This window comes from Streptomyces venetus (assembly GCF_039540295.1).
Taxonomy (GTDB): domain Bacteria; phylum Actinomycetota; class Actinomycetes; order Streptomycetales; family Streptomycetaceae; genus Streptomyces; species Streptomyces venetus.
Genome location: NZ_BAABET010000001.1, coordinates 285,069 through 296,270 on the forward strand (window position 1 = coordinate 285,069; position 11,202 = coordinate 296,270).

At 69.9% G+C, this 11,202-nt stretch carries 11 protein-coding genes; 1 reads left to right on the plus strand and 10 read right to left on the minus strand.

Features of this window, described 5'->3' with window-relative positions; translation table 11 throughout:
* Positions 1 to 82: 82 nt before the first annotated feature.
* From ABEA82_RS01255 to ABEA82_RS01265, 3 genes are read right to left on the minus strand one after another with little or no spacing between them, the layout of a single operon-like run.
* The gene (locus tag ABEA82_RS01255; protein WP_345659436.1) at positions 83 to 892 is read right to left on the minus strand and encodes an HAD family hydrolase; all 810 of its coding nucleotides are present in this window, start codon (positions 890 to 892) and stop codon (positions 83 to 85) included.
* The gene (locus ABEA82_RS01260; RefSeq protein ID WP_345660095.1) at positions 892 to 3,441 is read right to left on the minus strand and encodes a phosphoribosyltransferase; all 2,550 of its coding nucleotides are present in this window, start codon (positions 3,439 to 3,441) and stop codon (positions 892 to 894) included. The genes ABEA82_RS01255 and ABEA82_RS01260 overlap by 1 nt, the downstream gene beginning before the upstream one ends.
* A gap of 49 nt (positions 3,442 to 3,490) precedes the next feature.
* A complete protein-coding gene (locus ABEA82_RS01265; RefSeq protein ID WP_345659437.1) occupies positions 3,491 to 4,657 on the minus strand; it encodes an HpcH/HpaI aldolase/citrate lyase family protein in 1,167 nt (388 codons plus the stop codon).
* 227 nt (positions 4,658 to 4,884) lie between these two features.
* On the opposite strand from ABEA82_RS01265, the gene ABEA82_RS01270 reads away from it, so the two are divergent.
* Positions 4,885 to 5,796, plus strand: a complete 912-nt coding sequence (locus tag ABEA82_RS01270) for a TerD family protein (RefSeq protein WP_345659438.1) — start codon at positions 4,885 to 4,887, stop codon at positions 5,794 to 5,796.
* On the opposite strand, the gene ABEA82_RS01275 is transcribed toward ABEA82_RS01270, so the two are convergent.
* The 7 genes from ABEA82_RS01275 to ABEA82_RS01305 all read right to left on the minus strand — a co-directional run bounded on the left by ABEA82_RS01275 (position 5,783) and on the right by ABEA82_RS01305 (position 11,012).
* Positions 5,783 to 6,343, minus strand: a complete 561-nt coding sequence (locus ABEA82_RS01275) for a GNAT family N-acetyltransferase (RefSeq protein ID WP_345659439.1) — start codon at positions 6,341 to 6,343, stop codon at positions 5,783 to 5,785. The two genes, ABEA82_RS01270 and ABEA82_RS01275, sit on opposite strands and share 14 nt — an antisense overlap.
* Before the next feature lie 68 nt (positions 6,344 to 6,411).
* Complete coding sequence (locus tag ABEA82_RS01280; RefSeq protein ID WP_345659440.1) at positions 6,412 to 7,146, minus strand: TerD family protein; 735 nt, start codon at positions 7,144 to 7,146, stop codon at positions 6,412 to 6,414.
* A 129-nt stretch (positions 7,147 to 7,275) separates the two neighbouring features.
* Positions 7,276 to 8,421, minus strand: coding sequence for a DUF475 domain-containing protein (locus ABEA82_RS01285; protein ID WP_345659441.1), 1,146 nt, complete (start codon positions 8,419 to 8,421; stop codon positions 7,276 to 7,278).
* A gap of 125 nt (positions 8,422 to 8,546) precedes the next feature.
* Positions 8,547 to 9,122: a TerD family protein gene (locus ABEA82_RS01290; RefSeq protein ID WP_345659442.1), complete on the minus strand. Its 576-nt coding sequence runs from the start codon at positions 9,120 to 9,122 to the stop codon at positions 8,547 to 8,549.
* A gap of 116 nt (positions 9,123 to 9,238) precedes the next feature.
* Positions 9,239 to 9,814: a TerD family protein gene (locus ABEA82_RS01295; protein ID WP_003989933.1), complete on the minus strand. Its 576-nt coding sequence runs from the start codon at positions 9,812 to 9,814 to the stop codon at positions 9,239 to 9,241.
* Between the two features lie 147 nt (positions 9,815 to 9,961).
* Positions 9,962 to 10,420, minus strand: coding sequence for a peroxiredoxin (locus ABEA82_RS01300; RefSeq protein WP_345659443.1), 459 nt, complete (start codon positions 10,418 to 10,420; stop codon positions 9,962 to 9,964).
* A gap of 154 nt (positions 10,421 to 10,574) precedes the next feature.
* On the minus strand, positions 10,575 to 11,012 hold the full coding sequence (locus tag ABEA82_RS01305) for a DUF3052 domain-containing protein (RefSeq protein WP_039932421.1): 438 nt from the start codon (positions 11,010 to 11,012) through the stop codon (positions 10,575 to 10,577).
* Between the last annotated feature and the right edge of the window lie 190 nt (positions 11,013 to 11,202).

Sequence of the window (11,202 nt, forward strand, 5' to 3'; positions counted from 1 at the left end):
AGGCGCCCCGAAGGGGCGCGGGGAACTGCGCGACAAGCCACCGCGACGCCGCACCCGCACGACGACCAGGACACCCGGGTTCTCAGGCGCCCCGCACTGCCCCCAGAAACTCCGTCAGGATCCGCTCCCCGGCGAGAACGCCCCGTTCGGGAAGCGCCCTGATCGAGGGAGCTGTGAAACCGGAGTCGGCCAACTCCCCGTGCCCCGGGCGCCAGCCCCGATCCGCCGCGAGCAGCAGGTCGGCGTCGAGCAGGGAGTCCCCGGCGGCGAGGGTGAGATCGGCCCCGGTCCGCCGGGCGATCTCGCGCATCGCCGCGCTCTTGGTGAGCGGCTTGGGCACGGCGTAGATCTTGCGGCCCTGGAGGGACACCGTCCAGCCGCGGTTCTCCGCCCACACCGCGAGTTCCTTCACCCAGTCCTCGGGCAGCAGTTCACGCTCGACCACGAGGTAGGCGAAGAGGTCGTCGGCGACGCGGTGCTTGCGCACCCAGACCGGGTCGGCCGCCCTCAGCAGGTGTTCCTGCACCTCGGCGAGGGGCGCGCACTGGTCGGCCAGTCGTGCGGTGACGTGGGCGTGCCAGTCGGGGTCGGAGACGCCGTCCACCAGCAGGTGGCCGCCGTTGGCGCAGATCGCGTACCTGGGCTCGGGGCCCGGCAGGTTGATGCGCTGGTACTGCTTGCGCGTCCGGGTCGTCGTCGGCACGAACACGGCCGCGTCGCCCAGGTCGGTGAGGAGCTGGGCCGCCGTCTCCGTCATGTACGACAGCGGTCTGCTCTCGTGCACCTCCACGCACAGCAGCCGGGGCGCCCGGGCGTCCGGCATGGTCAGTGCCAGGGCCGCGGCGGAGTAGATCAGCGTACGGTCGAGGTCGCTGGCGACGAGTGCGGGCATCAGAGCGTCACCGCCTTGCCGTCGGCGCCGGTCGCGCCCCGGGTGTACCTGGGGTGGATCAGGCCGACGCAGGTGTACGGCAGTGCGTCGACCTCCTCGACGGGCACACCGCGCTGCTCGGCCAGCAGGCGCACATGGTCGAGGTCGCTGCCCGCCCCGGCACGTGCCAGCACCTTCCAGGGCACGCGGCGCAGCAGCACCCGGGTGGTCTCGCCGACGCCGGGCTTGACGAGGTTCAAGTCGTGGATGCCGTACTCGTCGCTGATGCGCTCGACGGCGGCCCAGCCCTCCCAGGTGGGCGAGCGGTCGACGGAGAGCAGTTCCTTGGCCTGGGCGCAGGCCGCGTCCGCGACCTCCGGGAAGCGGGCGGACACGGCGTCCAGGAAGGTCACCGAGACGTCGGTGCCGGCGAGTTCGCGGTAGAACTTGGCGCCGTGGTAGTCGTGCGGGCCGACCAGGTCCGCCCGCAGCACGGTCCGCGAGATCAGGCCGGACACGGTCGAGTTGAGGCAGGCGGAGGGGATGAGGAAGTCCTCGCGGGTGCCGTAGGTCCGTACGCAGGAGCCCGGGTCGGCCAGGACGGCGATCTCGGGGCTGAAGCCGGTGATGCCGTCGGACTTCTCGAACTCCTCCAGGGCCTGGGCGAGTTCGCGGGTGATGGCGCCCTTGCCGGTCCAGCCGTCGACGAAGACGACGTCCCCGGGGTCGTGGTGTGCGGCGAGCCAGCGCAGCGCGTTGGCGTCGATACCGCGGCCGCGGACGATCGACACGGCGTAGTGCGGCAGGTCGAGGCCGTGCCGGTACTGCGCCCAGCGGCGCATGAGGATGCCGACGGGCGTCCCCGCGCGGGCCAGCGAGACCAGGACCGGACGGGGACCGCGCTCGGTGAGGACCGTCTCGGTGACCACGCCGACCGCCTGGGCGATGCGGGCCGCCGAGGTCTCCAGCGCGGCGTGGAACAGCGCCTGGTACTGCTCGTTCGGCTGGTACTCCACGGGCAGCGACTCGGCGTAGTGCGCGCCGCCGCTCTGGATCGCCTCCTCGCGCTCCTCGGTCGGCGCCTCCAGCGTCACGTCCGAGAGGTCCTGGAGCAGCCAGCCGACCTCCTCGGGCGGGTACGAGGAGAAGGCGGGGCCGCGGAGGGGCTCGGGCAGCATGGAGGGCCTTTCAGGGACGTACGAGTCGGGGACGTACGACGGTATGACGGCGAGCAGCACGTGCGGGGTGTGTGCGGCGAGCCGGGCCAGCAGGCCGTCGGGCGCGTGCAGCGCGGGAGTGTCCGCGGTCGAGTCGACCACCACGACGACGGCGTCGAATCCGGCACCGGCGACGTTGTAGGCGTACCGCTCGCCGGGGCCGTCGGCGGGGTCGTCGTGGGCGGGGAAGGTGAGCCGGGTGCGTATCGCGTAACCCGGGTCATCGACGGCCAGGACGGGTGAGCGGGTGGTGGTGGAGTAACGGACCTCGACGTCGGTCGTGCGCTCCAGCTCCAGGGCGAGTCGGAGGGGGGCGTACATCAGCTCTTCGAAGCCGAGGATGTGCACGCGGTGTGCGTCGGGGGGCAGGGCGGCGGCGAGCCGGGCGGCCATCTCTGGCAGGGCGGCCTCCAAGCGCTCCCGATGGGAGGGAGTGAACCCGTGCCGACCGCCGTCCGGCAGCCCGGCGGGCCAGCGCAGGTCTATGCGGTTGACTTCCGGGTGCGGGCCGGTGGGGGCTTGTCGCGCAGTTCCCCGCGCCCCTAGGGGGTTGGCGCCGTCGTTTGGGGGCGCGGGGGACTGCGCGAACAACCCCGACGGCGCCGCAGACGACACAGCACCTGCCGCGGCACTCTCGGACTCGTACCGCGCCACCAGCTCCTGCCCCTTCTCCAGCACCCCCTCGGGCAACCGCACCGTCCCCGACGCCGCCGCGACCAGGTCCACACGGGCCCCGATCTCGCGGGCGAACTCCTCCAGCCGCCCGGCATCCCCCGCCGACCGCATGTCGACCAGCGCCACCACGACGTACCGCCGCCGCGGATACCGCCCATGCAGATCCCGGACGGTGTTCAGCACCGTGTTCCCCGTGGAGAACTCGTCGTCGACCAGCACCAGCGGCCCGTCACCGGTCAGCAGCTCGGGATCCTCCGGCAGCAGCAGGTGCGAGGTCGCGTGCGAGTGGGACTCCTCGAAGCCGCCGGCCGTGGCGACACCGGCGACGGGGCGGCGGGTGGAGTGCAGGCAGGGGGCGAGGCCCAGCCCGTCGGCGACGGAGTGGCCGAGGCCGGTCGCGGTCTCCGCGTAGCCGAGGACGACCGCCCGCCCTGCCTCCTCGTCACCCAGCAGCTCACGCACCCGGCGGCCGAGCTCGAACCCGTAGCCGTACACGACGGACGGCGACTGCGGTACGTGCTTGCCCAGCACGTTCGACACCAGCAGGTGGGCCCGCTTGGGGTTGCGGCGCAGCGCCAGCCCCAGCAGGCCGGCCAGCCGGTCGTCGCCGACGAGCTCGACACCGAGCCGTTCGGCGACCCAGCTGCCGGACCAGACACCGTCGGCGTCGTCGCGCATCTCGCCGTACTCCCCCTCGTTCACTGCCTTCTCCGCCTTCTCCATGCCTTCAGCCCGGCAATCCCGCCGCCAGCAGTTCCACGAAGCCGATGTCCTCGCCGGCCACGCCGAAAACCTCGGCACGCAGCAGGGTCCGCTCGGCCCAGGCCCGATGCGGCTTCACCTCGTTCATCTTGTTCGTGTACGCCGACCTCAGGACACCCCCGCCGCCGCGGTCGGGGCGCAGTATGTCCTCGGCGTCCGAGAACTCCTCGTGGCTGACGACCGACAGGGCGTGCACCGGCAGCACGTGCGAGGGGTGGATGCAGGTCTTGCCCAGCAGGCCGTTGGCCTGGTCCAGGGAGATCTCCCTGAGCAGGCCGTCCATGGCGTGCTCAATCAGCTTCTCGCGCAGTTCGGCGGCCTGCACCTCAAGGAACGGGCTCTGCCTCAGCAGCGGCTTGAACATGCGCTCCTGGACCCGGAAGTACTCCCACACCGGCCCGGTCACGGTGAAGCCGGTGCCGTCGGCCCGGCCCAGCATGTTCACCACGTCGGCGATCACGGAGGCGACGATCTGCACGTCGTACGCGGTCATGTCGGGGCCTCTGCGCAGCCCGTACGAGGAGCAGAAGTCCGTCACGCCGAGGCGCAGGGCGAGCACGCGGTCGCGGTACTTGTCGACGGCCCGGGCGATGCCCTCCAGGGTCTCCACGCGGGACTCCCGGTAGAGCAGCTCCGGCGACTCCAGCACCGGCATGGCGAAAAGGCGACGGCCGCTTTCGGCCTCGGCGGTCGCCAGCGCCTCAAGGAACGGTATGCCGCGTTCCGCGGTGAACTTCGGCAGCACGAACCCGGACAGCAGCCGTACGGCGGGCCCGAGGCGGCGTACGAGGTCGGGGATCTGCTCGGGGACACGGACCCGGATGAACAGCAGCGGCACATCCGCGTCCGGGAGCCCGGCGAGGCCGGTGAGCTGGCGGACGAGGTTCTCCTCGCCCGGGCCGACCTCCGCGTCGTCGATCGAGTCCTCCAGGCACAGCACCATCGAGACCACACCGCGCCCGGCCTGCTTGAGGATGTCGTCGGCGAGGCGCGGCCGGGTGGCCGGGCTGTAGAGCGTGGCACCCAGGGCGACCGAGAGCAGCCGGGCCGGGGAGTCCGGGGTGAACGCGCACGGCTCCCGATGGAAGAGACGCTTCCGCACCTCAGGGGCGATGTGCCCGAAATGACGCATGGATCTCCCCCGTGGTGGTTGTGCGACCTGCGAATCGTCGAAAGCTGGCCGGTAATAGTACGTAGAAGGCCTGTCAGAGGTTCCCATAGGGCATGAATTTCAGGTAACGCGGGCAAGCACAGCCAGACCCGGCCATGACGACGGTAGCCCCCGACGGCCGACGGCGCCGCTCGTGACGCCGCGGCCCCGCGTTGTCGTGAGCAGGACCGAGAAGGCAGGATGACCGCATGACGCACGCGATGCTGAAGGGGTCGAACGTCCCACTGGAAGCCACCACGGTGCGCGCCGTGCTGCGCTGGACGCCCGGGCAGGGGGTTCCGGACGTCGACGCCTCCGCGCTGCTCCTCGGCCCCGACGGTCGGACGCGTTCCGACGAGGACTTCGTCTTCTACAACCAGCCCCGGCACCCCTCCGGGAAGGTGTGGCGGCTCGGCAAGAAGCGGGTCGCCGAGGGCCTGACCGACACGATCCAGACGGAGCTCACCGGTGTCGAGTCGGGAGTCAGCCGGATTCTGCTGGTCGCATCGGCGGACGGCGTGACCTTCGACCGCGTACAGGCGCTGCGCATCCTGCTGTACGACGCGGCGGGCACCGGGGAGGAGGCGCTGGCGTACTTCGACGTCAAGCCGGAGACGGGCGAGGAGACCGCGCTGATCTGCGGTGAGCTGTACCGGCGCGGGGAGGGCTGGAAGTTCCGGGCGCTGGGCGAGGGCTATTCGAACGGGCTGGAGGGGCTCGCGACCGACTACGGCATCTCCGTGGACGAGTCGGAGGCGCTGGAGGAACCGCCGACCACGACCGTTCCCACGCCCCCGACCACGGCCTCGACCATCCAGCATCCCCCGGCCCCGGCCCAGCCCTCCGCCGAGGTGTCCCGGCCGCTGCCGCCGGAGCAGCCGACCGCGGTGCCCGCGCAGCCCGGGTACGGCTATCCGCCCCAGCAGCCGGCGACGACCCAGCCGGCCTACGGCTACCCGCAGCCCGCCGGCCAGCCCGCCTACGGCTACCCCCAGGCGCCGGCCACGGCGGGTGTCACGGGGGCACAGTCGGGCTACGGCTACCCCCAGCCCGTCGCCGCCGCGGCCCCCGACCCGGACCTCCGGCTTCCCCCGCAGGGCCCGCAGTTCATCGGCCGCTGAGCGCCGGGGAGCCCTGGGCCGGGCCCTCCCCCGCCTGCCGGAGGTCCTTCTCCAGCAGCGTGAAGGCCTTGGGCGCCCCGCCCGGCTGCGGCTTGCCCTCCTTGCGGCCCACGACGCGGTATCCGGCGTCCCGGTAGTAGGCGTTGAGCTGTGCGCTGCCGGCCAGGCAGTCGAGGCGCACATGGGTCCGTCCCGCGGCCGCCACGCGGCGTTCCGCGGCCCGCAGCAGCAAGCGCCCGGTGCCGGGTGGGGCGGTGCTCCGGTCCACCATGAGCCGGTGCACGTAGCCGGCCACGGGCGGCTGCGGGCCCCAGGCAGCCTCGTCCTCCCACCACACCTCCCAGGCGCCGGCGACGTGCCCGCCCGACTCCGCGAGCCAGACCTCGCCGTGGGCCATGACCTGGCGGAAGTGGTCTTCGTCCAGTTCTCCCGGCCGCCACTGCCCGGTGACGCCGCGGGCCAGCATCCAGCGTGCCGCGTCGTCGCGGAGGCGGACGAGGGTGGGAAGGTCGGACTCGGTGGCGGGGCGGACGCGTAAATCATTCACCCGGGGATCCTCGCACGAGCGTCCGACCGTCCTCCCTCCGGGCGGCGCCCCGGGCACAGCGGCGGCCCTCAGCGGTCGACCTTCGTCTTGTACCCCCGGCCCCACTGCAACCCCCACCCGTACAGCCGGTCGATCTCGGCCTGGAAGCCGTAGACGAACTTCGCCTCGCGGCGCACCACGATCTCGTTCTTGACGTTCTCGATCATGACGACGGCGCAGGAGCGAGCCTGGGGCTGGCGTTCGTCGAGGTGGATCTCGATACGCGGGCCGCTGCTCGGGTAGAGGGTGACGCTGGCGTGGGTGCGGTCGAAGGCGGGCGTCTGGTCGTAGATGTAGACGAAGACCAGGAGCCGCTTGATGCTCTCGCGGTGGTCGAGGTTGATGTACATCGTCTCGCCGGACCCGGAGCCGAAGCGGTCGTCGCCGCTGAGCTTGACGTACGGCGGGGCGTTGACGTCGCCGAAGTAGCCCCCGAGGGGCTGGACGACGCCCTTGGTGCCGTCCTGGAGCTCGTACAGACAGCCCAGGTCGAGGTCGACGTTGACCATGCTCTGGCTGTGGCCGACGACCTCAGGCGGTTTCAGCGCCCGGAAGGGGTGCCTCAGCAGGCTCTCCCGCTGCGGGCCCCCGATGTCGGAGGTACGCATCCGCCAGCTCAGATTGACGCGTAGATGGCCGGTGGCCGCGTCCTGCTTGGTGAGCGATATCTGAGCGCGCCGTTTGGTCAGTTCGATCGCGTTGGTTGCCGCGTGGCCCGAGTCGAACTGCACATCGCCACGCCGGAGTCCGTCGAACAGGCCCATTCCGCCCCCACGTTCACTTGGAGACCGCGGGTCACCGTCGTACCCGCGGCCCTTGACGACCGACGGGGCGGCCCCGAGGAGTCGCCTCGGCAGCCGCCCCGCACAGAGCGTTCCTCACCCGGAGGGATGTCACACCCCGGACGAGACCTCAGTCTTCTCGTCCGAGTCGGCCTTTCCCTCAGCCGCCGCGATGGCGCGGTTGCGTCGCACGGAGGACCAGAAGGAGGCGGCGATCAGGACGACGCCGATGAGGCCGGTGATGATCTCGTTGATCTGGTACTGGATGGTCACGAGCAGGAGCACGGCGAGCGCGCCGATCGCGTAGTGCGCGCCGTGCTCCAGGTAGACGTAGTCGTCGAGGGTGCCCTGGCGGACCAGGTAGACCGTCAGCGACCGGACGTACATGGCGCCGATGCCGAGGCCGAGAGCCATCAGGACGATGTCGTTGGTGATGGCGAAGGCGCCGATCACGCCGTCGAAGGAGAAGGACGCGTCCAGGACCTCGAGGTAGAGGAACATGAAGAAGGCGGCCTTGCCGGCCAGGGCGACGGCCGAGCGGGGCTTGCCGGTGCGTTCGGCTTCCTCCTCCGCCTCCTGCTCGCGTTCCTCCTCCTCTTCGAGCTTGTCCTCGAAGTACCCGGAGAGACCGCCGACGATCATGTAAGTGATCAGACCGGCGATGCCGGCGAGCAGGACGGTCTCCGCCTTGTCGACGTGGGTGCCACCGTGCTGGTGGGCGTGGGTGGCGAAGGTCATCGACGAGATCAGCAGGACGATCAGCGCGATGCAGACCGACAGCATGTCGACCTTGCCGAGCTTGGCCAGCGGGCGCTCCAGCCAGGCGAGCCACTTGATGTCCCGGTCCTCGAAGATGAAGTCCAGGAAGATCATCAGCAGGAACATGCCACCGAAGGCGGCGATCGACGGGTGAGCGTCGGTCACCAGCTGCTGGTAGCGATCCTTGTCGTTCAGAGCGAGCTCGACAGCCTTGATCGGGCCCAGCTGGGCACTGATCGCGACGATCACGACGGGGAAGACCAGCCGCATGCCGAAGACGGCGATCAGGATGCCGACGGTGAGGAAGATCTTCTGCCAGAAGGCATTCATCTTCTTCAGGATCCCGGCGTTGACCACCGCGTTGTCGAAGGACAGCGAGATCTCGAGGACGGAGAGGATCGCGACGATGCCGAGCGCGGTCCACCCGCCGAACAGGACCGCCGCGACCAGGCCGAGCGCGGTGACCGCGAACGACCACCCGAAGGTTTTCAGAACCACTGGCTACCCAATCGTGTGTGTACGGGGCTCCCCCGCGCCGTACCCGGCTTTACGAACTTTTGAAGCCGAAGTCTAGTCGGACCCCCTCCGCACCCCCATGGGCCCCGGATTTTGCTCATATCGCGTTATGACAAGTTGACCCCGAAGTCCAGCGCGATGCCCCGCAGCCCCGACGCGTACCCCTGTCCGACGGCTCTGAACTTCCATTCGCCCTGGTAGCGATAGACCTCGCCGAAGATCATGGCGGTCTCGGTGGAGGCGTCCTCGCTGAGGTCGTAGCGGGCGAGCTCCTGGCCGTCCGCCTGGTTCACGACGCGGATGAAGGCGTTGCTGACCTGGCCGAAAGTCTGCCCCCGCTCGTCGGCCATGTGGATCGAGACCGGAAAGACGATCTTGTCGCACTGCGGCGGCACCTTGGAGAGGTCGATCAGGAGCGACTCGTCGTCGCCCTCGCCCTCACCGGTGAGGTTGTCACCGGTGTGCTCCACCGAGCCGTCCGGGCTCTTGAGCTGGTTGTAGAAGACGAACCACTCGTCCCCCATCACGCGTCCGCCGCTGCACACCAGGGCGCTGGCGTCGAGGTCGAAGTCGGCTCCGGTGGTGGAGCGCGCGTCCCAGCCGAGCCCGATCATCACCTGAGTGAGGTTCGGTGCGGCCTTGGACAGGGAGACGTTGCCCCCCTTGGCGAGTGTGACGCCCATGATTCCCTCCCCGAATGGTGTTTCTGAGGTGGTCCTGCGCGTCCGGCGCCGCACGTAAACCGCGCGGCGCCGGACAAAAGACCTTCAGGCCCCGCGAGCGGGGCCTTGTAAACGGCTCAGACGTTCACACCGAAGTCCTGCGCGATACCGCGCAGACCCGAGGCGTAGCCCTGGCCGATGGCGCGGAACTTCCACTCCGCTCCGTGCCGGTAGAGCTCACCGAAGACCATGGCGGTCTCGGTGGACGCGTCCTCGCTCAGGTCGTAGCGGGCGATCTCGGTGCCGCCGGCCTGGTTCACGACGCGGATGAACGCGTTGCGGACCTGGCCGAAGGACTGCTGGCGGGTCTCGGCGTCGTAGATCGAGACCGGGAAGACGATCTTCTCCACGTCGGCCGGGACGCCGGCGAGATCGACCTTGATCTGCTCGTCGTCGCCCTCGCCCTCACCGGTGAGGTTGTCACCGGTGTGCTCCACCGAGCCGTCCGGGCTCTTGAGGTTGTTGAAGAAGATGAAGTGCTGGTCGTTGCCGACCTTGCCGGAGTTGTTCAGCAGCAGCGCGCTGGCGTCCAGGTCGAAGTCGGTGCCGGTCGTGGTGCGGACGTCCCACCCCAGACCGATGATGACCGCGGTCAGGCCCGGCGCCTCCTTGGTCAGCGATACGTTGCCGCCCTTGCTGAGGCTGACTCCCACGAGTCCTCCATTGGTGTTCTGGGGCGGGATGCCCCGTTGTGCTCGGATGTCGGATCAACGAGTCGATCCTAGTGACGGGTTCCCGCCCCTCGCAGTCCCTGAAGGCGACAAATCAGCGGGTGTCGAGCGCGTGCGGCCCGAGCGGCGTCACAGGGCGTCGAGCGCCTTCACGTAGTCGTTCAGGTCGCGCGCGTCCGGCAGGCCGTTGACGACGGTCCAGCGCACGACGCCCTCCTTGTCGATGACGAAGGTGCCGCGCACGGCGCAGCCCTTGTCCTCGTCGAAGACGCCGTAGGCCCGCGAGACGTTGCCGTGCGGCCAGAAGTCCGACAGCAGCGGGTACTCCAGGCCCTCCTGCTCGGCGAAGACGCGCAGGGTGTGGATGGAGTCGTTGGAGACGGCGAGCAGCTGGGTGTCGCGGTCGGAGAACTGCGGCAGGTTGTCGCGCAGCTCGCACAGCTCGCCGGTGCAGACGCCGGTGAAGGCGAAGGGGTAGAAGAGCAGGACGACGTTCTTCTCACCGCGGAAGTCGGACAGCTTCACGCTCGCGCCGTGGTTGTCCTTGAGCTCGAAGTCAGGGGCCTTGTCGCCGACCTGGATCGCCATCGTGGTGGGTGTCCCTTCCTGGGGCTTCGACAGTGGGACCACCCTACGCAGGAACCGGCGCAGACCGACGGGCGGGCCGACGGCGTCGGCCCGCCCTTCCCGTACGACTTGGCTGGGGCCGGTCGTGCGGCTGGCGCTGGTACGCGCCGTGCGGCTATCGCTTGGACTTGGCCGCTTTCGGCGTGGCCAGCCGGCTGCCGCTCCAGTCCTTGCCGACGCTGACGCTCTTGGACGCCGTCAGACCCGCCGTCGTGGCGGCTTCCGAGATGTCGCTCGGCTCCACGTAGCCCGAACGGCCGGTCTTCGGCGTGAGGAGCAGGATGGCACCGCCCTCTTCGATGTACGTGGTGGCGTCGACCAGCGAGTCCGTCAGGTCGCCGTCGTCGTCACGGAACCACAGCACAACGGCGTCGGCCACGTCGTCGTAGTCCTCGTCCACCAGGTCGCTCTCGACAATGCCCTCGATGGCCTCGCGGAGCTCCTGATCCACGTCGTCGTCGTAGCCGATCTCCTGGACCACCTGCCCGGGCTGGAACCCCAGCCTGGCGGCAGGGTTCGTCCGCTCCTCCGCGTGGTCCGCGGTCGCGCTCACGGGTTGCCTCCTGATCATGTCTTGGGAATATCTCAGCCACGCGCGTGCGCGAAGCATTGGCCGTAGTCCACACGGGCGGGACGGATCGCGCAAGTACCCGGCCGTTCAGACCGCCGAAACGGTGACGATCCTGGCCGTGTCGCCGCAACTCCAGGCACACCATCATGGTCCGAGGTGACGTACACCACAC